Source organism: Rhizobium sp. WYCCWR 11128 (assembly GCF_013416305.1).
GTDB lineage: Bacteria > Pseudomonadota > Alphaproteobacteria > Rhizobiales > Rhizobiaceae > Rhizobium > Rhizobium indicum.
The window spans coordinates 202,336-218,798 of sequence record NZ_JACCEZ010000009.1; the positions used below are offsets into that span (position 1 = coordinate 202,336).

The following is a 16,463-nucleotide window of genomic DNA, read 5'->3' on the forward strand; positions in this document are numbered from 1 at the left end:
GACTTGTTTGAAAAGGAGAAATTGTCATTCTCGGCGCCATTCCCAAAGGAGGCCAGGATGGACCAGCTCAGCAAAACGAACGCACCCGTACTTGAAAATTTCTGGATGCCGTTCACCGCGAACCGGCAATTCAAGGCCACGCCGCGGCTTCTCGCAGCCGCGGAGGGAATGTACTACACCGACGTCGATGGAAATCAGGTGCTTGACGGCACGGCCGGGCTCTGGTGCTGCAACGCCGGCCACGGCCGCAAGAAGATCGCCCACGCCGTCGAGCGGCAGCTTGCAACGCTCGACTACGCGCCGACTTTTCAGATGGGGCATCCGATCGCCTTCGACTTCGCTGCGAAATTGGCTGCGAACGCGCCGGGTGGTCCAGAAGCCAAGCTCGACAGGATCTTCTTCACCGGCTCGGGCTCGGAATCGGTCGATACGGCGCTGAAGATCGCCATCGCCTATCAGCGGGCGATCGGCCAGGGCACCCGCACGCGGATCATCGGGCGCGAGAAGGGATATCACGGCGTCGGGTTCGGCGGCATTTCCGTCGGCGGTCTCGTCAACAACAGGCGGGTCTTCCCGCAAATACCGGCCGACCACATGCGCCACACGCTCGACATTGAGCGCAATGCGTTTTCGAAGGGCCTTCCCGCCCACGGCGTCGAATTAGCGGACGATCTCGAGCGGCTGGTACAGCTGCACGGCGCCGAGACCATCGCCGCCGTCATCGTCGAGCCGATGTCGGGATCGGCGGGCGTGGTGCTGCCTGCGAAGGGTTATCTGGAGAAGCTGCGCGCAACCGCCGACAAGCATGGAATCCTCCTGATCTTCGACGAGGTCATCACCGGATTCGGCCGTCTCGGCACTCCTTTCGCGACCGACTACTTCGGCGTTGTGCCCGACCTGATCACCACGGCAAAAGGCATCACCAACGGCACGATCCCGATGGGCGCGGTCTTTGCCAGCCGCAAGGTCTATGACGGCCTGATGGTCGGACCTGATAACGTGATCGAACTCTTTCATGGCTACACCTATTCCGGCCATCCGGTCGCCTGCGCGGCCGGGCTCGCGACGCTCGAGATCTACGAGGAGGAAGGGCTGCTGACCCGCGCATCCGAGCTCGCCGAATACTGGCAGGAGGCTCTCCATTCGCTGCGAGGCTCGCCCAACGTGGTGGACATCCGCAATCTCGGACTGGTCGGCGCAGTCGAACTGGCTTCTCGTGACGGCGCGCCGGGAACCCGCGCCTACGATATCTTCGTCGACTGCTTCAACAAGGGCCTGCTGATCCGGGTGACCGGCGACATTATCGCCCTCTCCCCGCCGCTCATTATCGAGAAAAGCCAGATCGACACGATCGTTTCGATCCTCGGTGATGCCCTGAAGCGCGCGGCATAGATCCGCATCCCGCCTGCTGCTCCCGTCGGCGATCGGACGTCTGGTCCATCGTCGACGGAACCATCCGGCACACCGAGACGAAGCTCAGCGTTTCAAGGTCTGTGACGGCAACTGGCCGAAGCGTTTCCTGTATTCTGCTGCAAACCGCCCCAGATGCGTAAATCCCCATCTGAGCGCGACGTCGGCGATGCCCTGCTTCGCGTCAGACTCGAGCAAATCGCGATGGGCGGCAACCATCCGAAGGTCATGCAGGTAGGCCATTGGGGTCGTACCCCTGAACTGCCGAAAACCCTGTTGCAAAGTACGAACGCTTACCTTGGCTGCCATCGCGATATCGTTGAGCGAAATCGGCTCAGCGATGTGTTCCTCCATGAAGTCGATGGCCCATTTCACATGGCGTGGGGCCGGCGCCGGAGCAGGGAGCGCAAGCTCGTTCGAATAACGATTGGGGCAGGTCTCCAGAAGCAGATAGATCGCCGCGTCGCAGAGCGAGCTGGCGGCCAGCGGCGACCGCTGCAGCGGTCCGTTCCCGCTGAGGCCGCGATGGAGGCCCGAGACAAGTTGCTGGAATACAAGCCCGGGACCGGTCGTCAGATCGATGTGAGGATGAAAATCGACGTCGCCGCTGATCGTTCTCTCGAACATATGCGTCAGGTGGCTGGTGATCTTCGCCTGATCGACGAACAGGCCGAAATGACGGCGGGGCCCAAACAGGCGAGCACCCGCGGCACGACCTGCCTCAAGGATCGTGCCACGCGCGGGAACGGAATAGATTTGCTCTCGCATGCCTTCGAAGGATGCGTTCCCTGCCATCGGCAGAAAAACGATCATCCTGTCGCTGGGCGCCTCCCGCCTGATCAGGATTGTGCCTTCGTAGGTACAGTCGGCTACCGTTACCTCTTCTCCCACGGAGACGAAATTGCAGTGATATGCAATCGGCATATTGCCTTCCGCCGCAACCTTGATCGGGGAGGTTGGCGTCGACAATATTTCCGAGAGTTCATCCGGGTCCGTTCCGCTGTGCGCCGTTTCCCGAAACAACATGCTCTGCACTGCCATCTGTGGGGTGAGGCTGCCATCGTTATGTATATGAGAATTAACGGACATTCGTGACCTCGAAAGACGAGGAACACAAGTGATAATGGATTTGCGCGATCATGTTCATCCCTCTTTTTTTGTGTTGCCCCGGGGCGGTTTCAGCCGTAGCGGCTGATGGCGAGATCCCTCACGTCGATTTCCGGCTGGCGGCCGCCGACGAGATCGCCGATGAGCCGCGCCGAACCGGTGCTCATCGTCCAGCCGAGCGTGCCGTGACCGGTATTGAGGAAGAGACCTGCGACCTTTGTCGGGCCGATGACCGGCGTGCCATCGGGCGTCATCGGACGCAGGCCGGACCAGAAGGAGGCCTTGGAAATATCGCCGCCGGGGAAAAGATCGGTGACCGAATATTCCAGCGTGCTGCGGCGGGCCAGGCCGAGATCATTGGTGTAGCCTGATATTTCAGCCATGCCGCCGACACGGATGCGATCGCCGAGCCGGGTGATCGCGATCTTGTAGGTCTCGTCCATGACGGTCGATTCCGGCGCGCGTGACGCATCGGCAATCGGGATGGTGAGCGAATAGCCCTTGACGGGATAGACCGGCAGCCTGATGCCGAGCGGCGCGAGCAGCAGCGGCGAATAGCTGCCGAGCGCGACCACCACCGCCTCCGCGCTCATCCGCTCACGATCGGTGATGACCCCGCGCACCCGGCCGGCCTCGACATCCAGCGCCTTGATCGTCGTCCCGTAAGCGAAACGGACGCCGAGCGCCTCGGCTTTGGCCGCCAGCGCATTGGTGAACTTGAAGCAGTCGCCGGTTTCGTCCTTCGGCGTCAATAGACCGCCGACAATCTTGTCGCGCACATGCTTCAGCGCTGGTTCGAAGCGGATGCAGCCGTCCCTGTCCAGCACCTCATAGGGAATACCGTCGGCAGCCAGCGCCTTGACATCCTTTGCCGAGGCCTCGAGCTGCTGCTGGGTGCGGAACAGCTGCAGGGTCCCCTGCATGCGTTCATCATAGGCGATGCCGGTCTCGGCGCGAAGCTCGGCCAGCGCGATGCGGCTGTAATCGGCGAGGCGCAGCATGCGGCTCTTGTTGATCGCGTAACGCTCGGAGGTGCAGTTCGACAGCATCCTGGCCATCCAGGAGAGCATGGCCATGTCGAGTTTCGGGCGCAGGATGAGCGGCGCATGTTTCATGAACAGCCACTTCATGGCCTTCATGGGAATGCCGGGCGCTGCCCATGGCGAGCAATAGCCGAAGGAGACTTCGCCGGCATTGGCAAAGCTGGTCTCCAGCGCCGGACCCGGCTGCCGGTCGACGACCGTGACCTCATGGCCGGCCTTGGCGAGCTGATAAGCGGATGTGACGCCGACGATGCCGGCTCCTAGAACGATGACTTTCATGATGTTCCCAATGATGGAGCCGCCGGCTCTTAGCGATATTGCCTGTCGTAACGATCGCCCAGGCCGGTTAGGATTTCGTAAGAAATCGTGCCGGCGTCGCGTGCGATGTCCTCGAGCGTCTGATGGCGACCAAGCACTTCGACGAGACTGCCAAAGGTCAGCGCGCCTTCGGGCAGTGCTGACACGTCGACGGTCGCGCTGTCCATCGACACGCGGCCGACGATCGGCAGGCGGATGCCCTTGAAATAGACGGCGCCGCGGTCGCTGAGGCATCGCGGCAGGCCATCTGCATAGCCGGCTGCAATGGTGGCGAGACGTGTTTCCCGCTGCGTGATATGCGCGCCGCCATAGCCGACCTTCGCACCCGCCGGCACGGTGCGCGTCTGCACGACGGCGACATCGAGGCTGACGACCGGTTCCATCGGGTTCTTCTGGCCGGCGTTCGGAGCGCCGCCATAGAGCGCGATGCCGGGGCGGGCGAGCACGCCGTGATAGGCGTCGCCCAGGAAAACGCCGCCGGAATTGGCGAAGGAAATATCGAAGCCGGGAAATTGGTCGGCGATGCGGGACATCTCGGCAAACTGCTCGCTGTTCTGTTCGCTGTCCATGTCATCGGCCGAGGCCAGATGGCTCATGATGAACAGGATTTCGACATTGCTGCCGTCGCGAAGAGCCGCCGCCAGCTCTCTTCGCTCTTCCCGCGGAAAACCGAGCCGCGACATCCCGGTGTCGAATTGCAGGACAGCAGGCAGGCAGCGCTTCAGAATGCGCGCAGCCGCTGACCACTGCCGCCACTGCGCCAGCGAATTGAGAACCGGGACAATGCCCATCTCGGCGCAGGCGATCTCGTTACCCGGCTGCAAACCGTTCAGCACGAAAATCTGGGCGTCCTGCGCAAGGGCCGGTCTGAGCCTCACGGCCTCGACAAATTGGGCGACGAAGAAATGCCTGCAACCTTCGCCGTAGAGCGTTCTTCCGACCCGATCAGCGCCAAGGCCATAGGCGTCGGCCTTGACGACGGCGCCGGCGCGGACCGGCGCCAGCATCGATACGAGCTTGCGATAGTTACGGCCGAGGGCGGCAAGATCGATCGTCAGATAGCCGGTGGCTCCCTGCGTGGTCGTCGCAATGCGTGTTCGGGAAACCAAAATATCGCTATCCATATCCACCCCTTTTCGATCTCACGGAGTTTATGAAATAATGAGCGAAATTGCCGATCATTCAGTAGTTGATTATTGCATGATCCGCCTGCTATCCGCATAATCGATAAAAATTTGGAATGATCTACTATGCCTGCTCTCGACGCGATCGATCGCAATATCCTGAGACTGCTGCGCCTTGATGCCCGCATGAGCAATGCCAAGCTCGCCGCCGAGATCGGCCTCTCTCCCTCGGCCTGCCTCAGACGCATCAAGATCATGGAAAAATCGGGCGTGATCCGTGGCTATACGGTGCTGGTCGACACCGGAAATGCGGATGAGATGATCGCCGTGATCATCAACATCACTCTCGAACGACAAACAGAGGACTATCTCGACCGCCTCGAGGCGGCGGTCCGCCGGCATCCCGAGATCCGGGAATGTTTTCTGATGACGGGTGGTTCGGACTACCTGCTGCGCGTGGAGGTCGCCAATGCCGGCGAGTTCGAGCGGATCCACAAAGAGATCCTGTCGACCTTGCCCGGCGTCCTCAGGATTCATTCCAGCTTCTCGATCCGTAATGTTCTGGCGACGCGCACGAGGGGCAGACGCTGAATCACGATCACCAAGCTTATATCAATTCGAGCGCCGTGGCCTTGGCGACCGCTTCGCTGGTCGTGGCGACGGTCAGTTTCCGGCGCGCCGAGGCGAGATAAAGCTGCACTGCGCTTACCGAAATGCACAGGCGAGCGCAAATCTGCTTCGCCAGCAGGCCATTGGCGGTCATCTGCAAACATTGCAGTTCGCGGCGCGACAATTGCGGAAAATCCGCAATTTTTCGCATGCCCGACAGAACCATCGCCCTGTCGTGGAGATGGTGGGCGAGAAACTGGAGGTCGCGCATGCTGTCCATGCGGAACTGTCGCCAGTAGGCGTCGGGATGATTGGAGGTGACCGTAAACAGCGATCGCTCCCCGTGAGGTCCTCGCACCGGCAGGGTAACGCCTTGCCGGCCGATACCGAAGGCCATTGCCTCCTTGAAGAAGCCATATGCCCGGCCTGAATCCCATTTTGACGCGGACCATTCCACGGGCAGAAAGCCGCGCCGGCCGAGGCGTACGACGGGATCGATGCTGAAATAATCCCGGGCAAGATATTGTTTCACCCACTCGGGCGGATAGGTCAGCATAAGCAGCGGATTGTTGGCTGCCGCCCCCGAGGAGCGGGTCACATGCAGAACCATGTGCGATATTGCATAGATGTGGCGGACCTCATCCAGCGTTGCTTCCAGATCATGCAATGTCGGCGATGCAGAGATCCGGTCAAGACAGTCGAAAAAACGAGAACTGCTCAGCATGAGATGGACTCGTGATTGTGTGTTTCCCTGACTACTCGCACCGGTAACATTTCTCGGTTGCCGCGAACAGATTATTCTAAAGCAACTATAGCGCGATGTGAAGAATGAGTTAAGGCTTGCTACGACATATCCCACTGCGGGGCAGCGAGATGGCGACTGCGCTTACCGCATTCTGCCATCGACAAGGGCTTTGGCAGGATTGGAAGGCGCTTGCTCCAGAAGCCGAGACAGGTTGACCCGAAGTGTCCGACAATTGTCTGCCGTCACGTCCCATAAGCCGACGTAGAGGTTGCCGATCTCGGGCCGGGATCGGGCAAGCGGCGTCGGTCTCCAGCCGATCCTGCGGTACACACCGATCATCGCGACGTCATAGACAGCGACGATACTTTCGATACCGGTGTCGAGGGCGAGATCGCAAAGCCCTGAGAGCAGCTCCGTGGCGACTGCGCGCGACGAATATTGATCGATGTGACCGGCAAGCGGATGAACGCAAAAGCGAGTACATTCCCAGGTCGTCGGGCTATCGACGTCGATGGGCTGATCGAAGAAATGCCGGAACTCGCTTTTGAGCATCGTCGCCCCCGTGGTCGGCAACAGGCGCAACGAACCCGTCAGTGTGCCTGAAGGCCGTTGCGTCACGAGATAGACGGGATCTTCCGCCTCGTCATATCGGTCCCTTTCCCACTGGTCCTTGACATCGACCTGCCATCCCAGTCGATCGCGAAAAACGGCGGCGCGCGCCCGAAACATTTCATCGAAAGCATGCCGATCGGTCTCAAGCATGTCTCTGGTGAGTATCCGCAACATATCTGGCCCTCCTGGTGCATTGACGTTTCACAACGGGAGGTCGATCCGAAGCAATCTGGATATTTCCCCAGATTGACCGGTGTTTCGCTTTGACATTCATTTTCGGACGAAATTTCTGATGTTTGACCGATCAAAGGTCGCTGTGGCTGCCAATTCAACGCAACCAAAGGAAGAACGCTCATGACCTACGATCCGGCGCGCGGCAAACGTATTCGGGAAGCAATATCTCGGGGCAAGATCCGGAAAGTGCACGCTCTTGCAGCCGAATTGAATGTATCCGTCGCTGCCGTCTCACGCTGGCAAAATGGCGGCCATACGTCCCTGGAAAGCGCCTGCGCGCTCGCGCGCCTGCTGGATGTTTCCCTCGACTGGTTGCTCTTAGGGCGAGGGACCATGGACGGGCATAGGAACAGCGCAATCTCCGCGACGGAATTGCTGTGGGTTATGGCGCTGCGCGGCCGGTCTGCGGCCGCCCAGTCCAATCTCATCGGGCTGCTCGAATCCATCCCTCCGGAGCACGCGTTACGCTAAGCACAATTTCGCGCGGTTTTTTCACCTTGCACTCAACAGCTTTAGGTTGCTCTAATGGATGGTATAAACGATCTTTCTAGTTAGGGTTTCAATGACAGCGTCGGCAGGAAGGCTGCCCACCTGCCCTCGCCGCGGCGAAACCCTTGTTTCACTCTCAACGCAGAAGGGTTGTTGACCATGCCTACATTGCTGACCATCAATGTGAAAAACTACGAGCCCCAGACGCAAGAATTCTACTTCTTCCAACAGCCGGCCATTTATACCGGTGGCGGGCAAGTCTATTCGAACAGCCTTTTTTCGCAATCGCTCGCCAACTACGATGCCTCGGGCTCGATCCTGACCTTCCAGGTCAACCTGCAATATTACGCCGGCATCCAGCAGGCGAACACGCCGCCGGCGATCGGCGCCGCTTCCGGCTACGCATCGGCCAGCCGCGCCATCGACCTCGCTCCAAAGTCGGGCGGCAGCGGTTCGCCGGCCGACTGGACGACCGCAACCGTCAACCCGCTTGGTCTTTCCGCACCGGCCTATGGGGAAGGCGTGCAATCTGGCGCCTTCCGCATCACCACACCGAGCTTTACCTCGCCGCCTTATTTCAATGTCGGCTCCGCGGTCGACGTCAATGGCGGCATCGTGCTCTCCAACTTCGTGCAGGCAAATCCGTTCAGCAATACCGATTGCCAGCCGATCCTGAAATATTATGTCCAGACCGGCTCCTATACGCCGGGCAGCGTCATGGATTTCACACAGTCGAGCGTGAACGCGGCGATCTCCGATTTCACCGGCGGCTACACCGTCTGCAACGTCACCCTGAACGCTAACGGCACCTGGAGCGTGCAGCGCCAGTAAGCCTCGTCCCGGGGATGCGGGTGAGAACAGTCCCCTCTTCACCCGCAACCTAGGTCATCCGCGCGATTGCTGCCGCCCGCCCGGGCGACGGATAGGCTGGATCTAAGACGGGAGTGTCGCACGCCATGACCAGTTCGTCCTACCAGATCATCGTTCGGAACCTGTCGCAAACCACGCAGTATTTTTATGTCTTTCAGAAGCAGGCTACCTTTCCGTCTTTGACGAGCCCTTCCATTTTCACCAGCAGCCTCGGCTGCCAAAATGTTGGCAATTACACAAGTTCGGGAGCGCAGATCAATTTCGGTCTGGACCGCCAGGTCTACGCAGGCGCTCTTAGCACCATGCAAGCGGTGCCGCCCTCGCAGCTTATCGCGCTTATCGCGCTCAATACCGCGACGCGATCCGTGGTCAGCAGTACCACGGCGGCCCGACCGGTTGCGCTCACTACAGCCAGCGGCTCACCGGACAATTGCACGACATTGACGCTCAACCCGCTGGGACTTTCCGTGCCCGCCAATCAAGCCGGCGTTGCGATCGGAGCGTTCGCCATGAACGTGCCGTCCTATACGCCGCTGCCGCTTCCGGAACTTTATTGCGGCGTCGCCACGCTGAACAACGATCAAGCGATCATTCTGTCGAGCTTCGTCGCTCCTGCCCCCAACGCCATCATGAGCTGCACACCGACGCAGATCTTTTTCGTGAAGACGGGCTACCAGCCGGTCGGAAGCACCGTGGCTTATGACGAGAGCAACGCGGCCTGCTGCGACTTCACCACCGGCTACGCCACCTACACGGTGACTTACAACGCCAACGGAACGTTTTCGGCGACAGGAGGACCATAGATCCAGAAATTCAGATCATCACCGACGCTTGAACAAATCCCTCACCCTGCAATCAAAGGAGCATAGCCATGTTACGCATCAGGTTGAAATTCGCTGGCCAAACAGCACGTCTCGGTAAGATCGCTGCCGGGCTTGCCATTGCCACCGTCTCTATCCTCGCAACCGCGTTACCCGCCGCCGCACAGCTCGTCTTTTCGTCCGATTGCCGGAACCATCAGCCCATCGTGGTCGCACCACCGCAGAATGCGATCCTGTTCACCAAGCAGCCAGTGCCCCATCCGAATGGAACAGCCTCGGTATTCGCGATCAACGGATTGGACACCTACGTCATTCCGGCCGGGGCCAACTCCTGCATCGTCGCAGCTCCCCATGCCAATGACAATTACTGCTTCATTGCCCGCAACGACAACACGATCGACGGCGTCGGTTTCGCCCCCATTCAAAATCCGGGCGGCCTGACCGCCTGCCAGTAAGGGGTGAATTTCCTACGCCAAACAATTCTCTCTCCGTCTGCTCCAGGGTTTAAGGCGGGGAGAGGAATAGTGACGGATCTTCCGCACCAAGCCCTTAAAAGTATTTGCGACGGAGGGTCAAAGTGGAAACCCGCCCCGCCTGCTATCGCGCCAGCGTCTGCCTGATGCCGGCAATCCCGCCACGCAGGAAGGGATCAGTGTGGATGTAGAAGAACTGCACCCCCTTCTCAAGCCAATGAGGCAGTTCATCGGCGGTGGCCAGCGTGCCTGCAACCTTGCCTGCCGCGCGGATCTTGTCGACCGCGACCGCGACCTTATCCATGACCACTTCAGGACGCGGCTCGCCGAAAGGCGGGGCCGGCGGATAACCCATATTCTGCGAGAGATCGCCAGGTCCGATGAAGAAGACGTCGATGCCATCGACCTTCAGCATCTCGTCGAGATTGTCGATGGCATCCACCGTCTCGATCATCGCCACCACCAGGCGTTTGTCGAAGTCGGACGGAAGAGCGTAACGGACGGCATCGACGACGGCGCGCGCCTGCTCGGCCGTGTCCACCATCGGCACCATGATGCCGTCAGCTCCCGCATTCAGATACCTGATGATGATCGGGCGTTCGTGCGAATGTGGCCGGACGATCGCCGCTCCGCCGACAGAACGGACAATCTGTGCAGTCATGCGCACATCGTCGAAACTCCAGGTTCCGTGTTCGCAGTCGACGAAGACGGAATCGGCGCCGAGTTCCACCAACCGGGCTGCGAGGCCCGACGACGCGTGGTGCGGCGTATACATGGTGATCGCCTCGCCGGCCAACAGCCTGGCGCGCAATTTGGCTCCGTTCATCAATATCCTCCCGGTTCTATTTTTTCGGCATATCCGGCGTATTGGCCGGCGCTCCGACCCAACGCGCAATTTCGATGTCGGCCGACGTGTCCCGCATGAATGTCGGGCAGATGTGAAGTTCGGGGATCACAGCGCTCTTGCTCAGGCTGGCGCAGAGGACGATCGCACGGGCGACGTCATGAGGATCCATCATGACGGCACGTTCCTCCTCCAGAGGCGGCCGCGCGCGATTGTCCATGATCGGCGTATTCGTCTCGCCGGGCAGGATCGTCGTCGCCCGGATCCCCTGATTGCGATAGGTGTTGTGCAGGAAGCTCATGAAATTCTTCACGCCGGCCTTGGCCGCACCATAGGCCGCTCCGCCGAGCAGGTTGGGGTTGATCACCGCGAGCGACGAGACCGTGATGATCGTCCCCTCGCCGCTTGCGATCATGTCCGGAAGGACCGCCTGGGTCAGGTTGAAGACGGCCGTCAGATTGACGTTGATGGTGGAGGTCCACTCGGCCTCGCTCAGAAAACGCGCGTTCAGCACCTTGCTTGCGCTGCCGGCATTGTTCACCAGGATGTCGACGGGTCCGACGCTGTCCTTGATCCACTTCACAGCCGCAAAGATCTCTTCACGCGTCTCGATGTCGAGCGCGCGCGCGATGGCCTTTCCCCCAGCCTTTTCGATCAAGGCCGCCACCTCGCGCAGCGGTTCGATCCGCCGCCCGGTCAGCACGACGGTGGCGCCGTCTTTTGCCATCAGCACGGCGGTCTCGCGACCGATCCCGGAGCCAGCTCCCGTCACGAGAGCGATTTTTCCTTCAAGAAGTCCCATGTCTTTCCCCTATTCGGCCGCAGCAGCGATCGGGCCAGAATAGCCGTAAATTTCCTTCGCAGCCTTCGCCGTAATTAGGTTTTCGGAAAGATCCTGCTCGATGAGTGCGCGCGAACGATCGCTCGCAGCTCCCCAACCGCCGCCGCCAGGAGTCTCGACCTCGAGGCGCTGGCCTGTCTTCAGGACCACCTTGCCCTTCGGGAACTGAGGCTTGCCGTCCTTCATGACCTTTCCAGCCGATCCGCTCTGGCCTTCGACGACACCGAAGCAAGGATGGCGGACACGCTCGGACGCGAGGTAGATGTTCATCGGGTTCTTGCCGAGGTTCCGCAGCACGACACGCTGGCCGAGACCGCCGCGATGCTTGCCTGCTCCGCCCGAGTCCGCGATCAGTTCCTTCCGCTCGGTCAGCACGGGAACGGCAACCTCGAACATCTCGATGGCCGTTACCTTGCAGTTCGAGGGGAAACTCAGCGTGTCCAGACCGTCGAGCTCCGCGCGCGCGCCCTGCCCGCCGTGGAAATTCTGGACCGAGCCATATTGCGTGCCGTCATTGCGCTGGCCGACGCAATTGGCAGCCCAGATCGGAGCACCGCCGCTGTCGCCCATGACCTTGTCGGGCACCACGCCTTCGAGCGCCTTGAAGATCAGCGAAGGAATGACGTGCCCGATCAGGTTTCGCGAATTGCCCGCCGTCCAATGCTGCGGATTGAGGATGCAGCCGAGCGGAGCCTCGTCGGTGATCGGGACGATGCAGCCCTCGTTATTCGGAGTCTCAGGGTCGAGCAGGCACTTCAGAGCATAGACGGAATGGGCATAACGGTAATTCGTCCGGCAATTGATCGAGTGCAGAACCTGGTCGGAGGTGCCGGTGTAATCGACATGGATCGAGTCGTCCTTGATGATAACCGAAGCCTTCAGCGTCACGTCTACATCGTAGCCGTCGAGCAGAACCTCGGCGGCGTAGCTGCCGTTCGGCCATTCGCGGATCGCCTTGCGGGTCTGCGCTTCGGAGCGAGAATGGATGGCGGTCGCCAGGCCTTCGACGTCGTCGAGACCGTACTCATCCAGGAATTTGACGAGTTCGCGGCCCATGACGTTGTTGGCGGCGATCATCGACTCGAGATCGCCCCGCACTTCGGTCGGAAGGCGGACCGACGCTTCGATGATGTCGAAGACGTCCTGGTTCGGAACGCCGGCCTTCAGCAGCTTGACGATCGGGAAGCGGATGCCTTCCTCATAGATGTCGCTCGCTTCGGAATGCAAAGGCGCCCCGCCGATATCGGGAAGATGGGCGATGGAGCCGGCATAGGCGACGACCTTGCCGTTCTTGAAGATCGGCGTGATCATCGTGACATCGGGAAGATGGCCGGTGCCGATCTCCGGATCGTTGGTCGCCAGCACATCGCCCTCTTCGAGCCTGTCTGCCGGGAACTTCGGCAGGAAATAATTCTGGGCCGCGGCCGGGAGCGAGGTGATGAAGACCGGGATCGACCAGGTGCATTGCGCCAGCGCCCGTCCCTTGCTGTCCAGCAGGACGGTGACGTAGTCGTGGTTCTCGCGGACGATCGGCGAGAATGCCGTCTTGCCGAGGACGTTGTCAGCCTGGTCTGCAATGAAGATCAGGCGGTTCCACATGACCTGAAGGTTGATCGGGTCGTTGAAATCGGTGGCGGGTTTCGACATCTGAGTACCCCTTAGTGAATATTGATCACGAGGTTGCCATGGGCATCCACATGGAAGACGCCGCTTGGCCCGACGACCGCAGTCGATTCCCGCTGCTCGACGATTGCCGGACCCTTGACCTCTTCGCCGACAGGAAGCTTGTAATGGTCGTAGACCGCAGTTTCGGTAAAGCCGCCAATCTCCTGGAAGTAGACCTGACGGCTGCCCTTCTTCGCCTCGGCAACGACGGTCTCGTGCGGGCGCGTGACCTGATCCTTTTCGCCGCCGGCGCGCAGGCGCCAGGTGATGACCTCCAGCGGCGCGGCAACGGTACGGCCGAACAGTTCACGGTACAGCTTGAAGAAATTGCCGCGGAGCTCACTGAGGAATTCCTCCTTCGGCAGGGTCCGGTCAGGCAGAACCACGGTGATCTCATGGCCCTGGCCGACATGGCGCATGTCGACGGTGTGACGGTTGCTGATGGTATCTTTCGGCACGCCCGCCGCCGACACGACTTCGGCACCTTGGGCGGAGAGTTCGTCCAGCAGACGGTTCATGGCGTCCATATTCCAGGCGTCGAGTGCCATCGGATGGCTTGCGGACAGATCGACCGCCACCGGAGCGATCAACAGGCCGATCGCCGAGCTCACGCCTGCACCGGTCGGGCAGATGATACGGGAAATGCCGAGCTTGCGGGCGATGCCATAAGCGTGGACCGGACCGGCGCCGCCGAACGCGACCATGGGCAGCGAACGAGGATCGACGCCGAGATCGGTCGCATGCATGGCGGCCGCCTTGCTCATGGATTCGTTGACGAGGTCATGGATGCCCCATGCGCAGCGCTCGACCGAAACATCGAGCGAGGCGGCAAGTTTGTCCATCGCCTCGTGAGCGGCCTCTCTGGATACCTTGAACGAGCCGCCGACGAAGGATTCGGTGCCCATATATCCGAGCAGGATGTCGGCATCCGTGACGGTCGGCTGGGTGCCGCCACGCTGATAGGCGGCCGGGCCGGGCAGCGCGCCTGCGGAGTGGGGGCCGACGTCGAGCAGGCCGAGAGGGTTCTTAGCGGCGATCGAACCGCCACCCGCACCGATCTCGATCATCTGGATCGACTGGATCTTCAGCGGGAAACCGGATCCCTTGCGGAAACGATGAAAATGAGCGACCTCGAGATCGGTGCCGACATTCGGCTCACCATTCGGGATCAGGCAAAGCTTCGCGGTCGTGCCGCCCATGTCGAAGGACAGGACGCTCGCCTCACCGGCCGTGCGGCCGAACTCGGCAGCGGCCACGGCGCCGGCCGCTGGGCCTGACTCGATCAGGCGCACCGGCAGTTCTGCGGCACGCCGGCTCGGCACCAGCCCGCCCGAGGACGTCATCCAGAGGACCTGGCGATCGATGCCCCTCGCAGCGAACTCACGCTGGAGATGAGCGACGTGGCCGGCCATCTGCGGCCTGGTATAGGCGTTGACAACAGTCGTCGACGCGCGGTCGAACTCACGCATCTCAGGGCAGACTTCCGACGAGAGCGAGGCGAAGATATCAGGGTCTTCCTCGCGCAACAGCGCTGCGACGCGCTGCTCGTGCTGCGGATATTTGTAGGCATGGAGAAGGCAGACGGCGACGGAGCGGATGCCCTTCTCCTTCAGGCGGCCGGCGATTTCGCGCACCGTCTCTTCCTCGAGCTCGGTCATGACAGAACCGTCGGCTGCGATACGCTCCTTGGCGCCGAAGCTGTTTGCACGGGTAACCAGCGGGTCGGGATATTTGATGTTCAGGTCGTAGAGGTCGTAGCGTCCTTCGTTGCGGATACGTAGCATGTCCTGAAAGCCGTCGGTGGTGACGAACCCGGTCTCGACACCCTTGCGCTCGAGAACCGCATTGGTGACGACGGTGGTGGCGCCCAGCACCTGAAGGTCATCGACGGCGATGGTGCCAGCGAATTTTTCCAGCAATTCGGACACACCCTGCACGACTGCTTCTGCAGGGTTCTTCGGCGTGCTCAGGACCTTGTGAAGGTGAAGGTCGCCCTTGTCGTCCAGGAGCGCAAAGTCGGTAAATGTACCGCCCGTGTCGAAAGCCAGTTTTGCCATGTTGTCCTCGAAGCGACTGTTCGGCGCGGCAGGCGCCGCAATGCGGATCCGATGCCCGGACCCGGTGTCTGCTTGGAGGTTATGGGAATGCCCGCCGCGTTGGCTAACACAACTACAGTCTGCCGCTATAGGGTTTGCTTATGGCGGAGCGGAGATACGCCGTCGGACTGCCGTTGCGAGGATCGGCGCCGGCTAAGCCGGCCTGATTCCGGGATGATGACTGCTCATGAGCTTGCCCACGACATCGAGGAGAACCGACCGTGCAGCGATGGCCGGTTCCGACAGGGGCAGATGATCGGCGACGCAGAGGGACACGGTCGCATCGATCACCGGCTTCGTCAGCGCCCTTACCTGCGCGCCTGAAAAGATCGCTGTCTCCGTGACAACCGAAGCCGGCAGAATGGTCGATCCAAGCCCGTCGAGAACCGCCGCGCTGAGAGCCGGAACGGATTCGATTTCCGAGACGACATCAGGGCTGGCTCTGGCTCTCGCCAGGGCATCGTCGATCAACCGCCTGAGCAGATGTGCCTTGCTGGGAAGAAGCAGCGGGATGTCCTGGAGGGCAGAAAGGGGAAGCGGCGCGCTGCTATCCCCGGGGAGTTCGATGCCCGGCGGCGAGACCAGGAACATTTCCTCGCGAAACAATGGCTGCAGGGTGACGCCCTTGATCGGGGCAGCGGCATAGATCAGCGCCATATCCATCTTGCCCGTCATGATCAGTTCGCTCAGGATCTGCCCGAAACTGTCATTGATGTGGACGACGATGTGGGGATGCCTCGCCTTCATCTCCTTGAGGATCGGCAGCGACAAGGCGCTTGACGAGGAATAGGTCGCAAGCCCGATCGAGACGCGGCCGGCCACCGACTTGGCGGACTGATCGATGTCGACCTGCGCCTGCTCGATCTGCTTCAACATCAATTGCGCGTGCCGATAGAGGATCAGCCCCGCCTCGGTCGGCGTAATGCCGACATTGCTGCGGATGAGGAGCTTGTGTTTGAAATGCGCCTCGAGAGCGGCAATCTGCTGCGACAGCGCCGGCTGGGCCGTCCGCAGAAGGCTTGCCGCTCGCGATACGCTGCCCGTATCGACGATCTTGACGAAGCTCTTCAGTTTTCGGAAATCGACGCTCATGGCCACCGGCTTCTTGTTTCACGAAAAAACGTAAAGCCTGCGGCCCGTGGGGCGCAAGTCCCACCGGCCT

16 protein-coding genes are annotated in these 16,463 nt (G+C 60.8%); 6 read left to right on the top strand and 10 right to left on the bottom strand.

Annotated elements, in window-relative coordinates; all coding sequences use genetic code 11:
• The first annotated feature begins 57 nt into the window (after positions 1–57).
• Positions 58–1,392 carry an aspartate aminotransferase family protein gene (locus HX898_RS25075; RefSeq protein ID WP_180196082.1) on the top strand — a complete coding sequence of 445 codons (1,335 nt, stop codon included), beginning with the start codon at positions 58–60 and terminating at the stop codon, positions 1,390–1,392.
• A gap of 84 nt (positions 1,393–1,476) precedes the next feature.
• Here HX898_RS25075 and HX898_RS25080 read toward each other — a convergent pair whose 3' ends face one another.
• The 3 genes from HX898_RS25080 to alr all read right to left on the bottom strand — a co-directional run bounded on the left by HX898_RS25080 (position 1,477) and on the right by alr (position 5,002).
• Positions 1,477–2,499 (bottom strand): AraC family transcriptional regulator, encoded by a 1,023-nt coding sequence (locus HX898_RS25080; protein ID WP_180196083.1) that lies wholly within the window; start codon positions 2,497–2,499, stop codon positions 1,477–1,479.
• A gap of 89 nt (positions 2,500–2,588) precedes the next feature.
• Positions 2,589–3,839 (bottom strand): D-amino acid dehydrogenase, encoded by a 1,251-nt coding sequence (locus tag HX898_RS25085; protein ID WP_180196084.1) that lies wholly within the window; start codon positions 3,837–3,839, stop codon positions 2,589–2,591.
• A 29-nt stretch (positions 3,840–3,868) separates the two neighbouring features.
• Positions 3,869–5,002 carry an alanine racemase gene (gene alr / locus HX898_RS25090; protein WP_180196085.1) on the bottom strand — a complete coding sequence of 378 codons (1,134 nt, stop codon included), beginning with the start codon at positions 5,000–5,002 and terminating at the stop codon, positions 3,869–3,871.
• A gap of 126 nt (positions 5,003–5,128) precedes the next feature.
• On the opposite strand from alr, the gene HX898_RS25095 reads away from it, so the two are divergent.
• On the top strand, positions 5,129–5,593 hold the full coding sequence (locus tag HX898_RS25095; RefSeq protein WP_003550368.1) for an Lrp/AsnC family transcriptional regulator: 465 nt from the start codon (positions 5,129–5,131) through the stop codon (positions 5,591–5,593).
• A gap of 16 nt (positions 5,594–5,609) precedes the next feature.
• On the opposite strand, the gene HX898_RS25100 is transcribed toward HX898_RS25095, so the two are convergent.
• Both HX898_RS25100 and HX898_RS25105 read right to left on the bottom strand, forming a co-directional pair.
• Complete coding sequence (locus HX898_RS25100) at positions 5,610–6,335, bottom strand: LuxR family transcriptional regulator (RefSeq protein WP_180196086.1); 726 nt, start codon at positions 6,333–6,335, stop codon at positions 5,610–5,612.
• Between the two features lie 162 nt (positions 6,336–6,497).
• A complete protein-coding gene (locus tag HX898_RS25105) occupies positions 6,498–7,142 on the bottom strand; it encodes an acyl-homoserine-lactone synthase (RefSeq protein ID WP_180196087.1) in 645 nt (214 codons plus the stop codon).
• 180 nt (positions 7,143–7,322) lie between these two features.
• On the opposite strand from HX898_RS25105, the gene HX898_RS25110 reads away from it, so the two are divergent.
• From HX898_RS25110 to HX898_RS25125, 4 genes are all read left to right on the top strand, one after another.
• Positions 7,323–7,673 (top strand): helix-turn-helix domain-containing protein, encoded by a 351-nt coding sequence (locus tag HX898_RS25110; protein WP_180196088.1) that lies wholly within the window; start codon positions 7,323–7,325, stop codon positions 7,671–7,673.
• A gap of 177 nt (positions 7,674–7,850) precedes the next feature.
• Positions 7,851–8,522, top strand: coding sequence for a hypothetical protein (locus HX898_RS25115; protein ID WP_180196129.1), 672 nt, complete (start codon positions 7,851–7,853; stop codon positions 8,520–8,522).
• Between the two features lie 125 nt (positions 8,523–8,647).
• The gene (locus tag HX898_RS25120; protein ID WP_180196089.1) at positions 8,648–9,364 is read left to right on the top strand and encodes a hypothetical protein; all 717 of its coding nucleotides are present in this window, start codon (positions 8,648–8,650) and stop codon (positions 9,362–9,364) included.
• A gap of 68 nt (positions 9,365–9,432) precedes the next feature.
• A complete protein-coding gene (locus tag HX898_RS25125; RefSeq protein WP_180196090.1) occupies positions 9,433–9,837 on the top strand; it encodes a hypothetical protein in 405 nt (134 codons plus the stop codon).
• 142 nt (positions 9,838–9,979) lie between these two features.
• On the opposite strand, the gene HX898_RS25130 is transcribed toward HX898_RS25125, so the two are convergent.
• The 5 genes from HX898_RS25130 to nac all read right to left on the bottom strand — a co-directional run bounded on the left by HX898_RS25130 (position 9,980) and on the right by nac (position 16,393).
• Positions 9,980–10,681 (bottom strand): aldolase/citrate lyase family protein, encoded by a 702-nt coding sequence (locus HX898_RS25130; RefSeq protein ID WP_180196091.1) that lies wholly within the window; start codon positions 10,679–10,681, stop codon positions 9,980–9,982.
• Positions 10,682–10,697: 16 nt separating this feature from the next.
• Complete coding sequence (locus tag HX898_RS25135; RefSeq protein ID WP_180196092.1) at positions 10,698–11,501, bottom strand: SDR family oxidoreductase; 804 nt, start codon at positions 11,499–11,501, stop codon at positions 10,698–10,700.
• 9 nt (positions 11,502–11,510) lie between these two features.
• Positions 11,511–13,187: a hydantoinase B/oxoprolinase family protein gene (locus tag HX898_RS25140; RefSeq protein ID WP_180196093.1), complete on the bottom strand. Its 1,677-nt coding sequence runs from the start codon at positions 13,185–13,187 to the stop codon at positions 11,511–11,513.
• 11 nt (positions 13,188–13,198) lie between these two features.
• Positions 13,199–15,262: a hydantoinase/oxoprolinase family protein gene (locus HX898_RS25145; RefSeq protein WP_180196094.1), complete on the bottom strand. Its 2,064-nt coding sequence runs from the start codon at positions 15,260–15,262 to the stop codon at positions 13,199–13,201.
• Positions 15,263–15,454: 192 nt separating this feature from the next.
• Positions 15,455–16,393 carry a nitrogen assimilation transcriptional regulator NAC gene (nac, locus tag HX898_RS25150; RefSeq protein WP_180196095.1) on the bottom strand — a complete coding sequence of 313 codons (939 nt, stop codon included), beginning with the start codon at positions 16,391–16,393 and terminating at the stop codon, positions 15,455–15,457.
• Positions 16,394–16,463 lie beyond the last annotated feature (70 nt).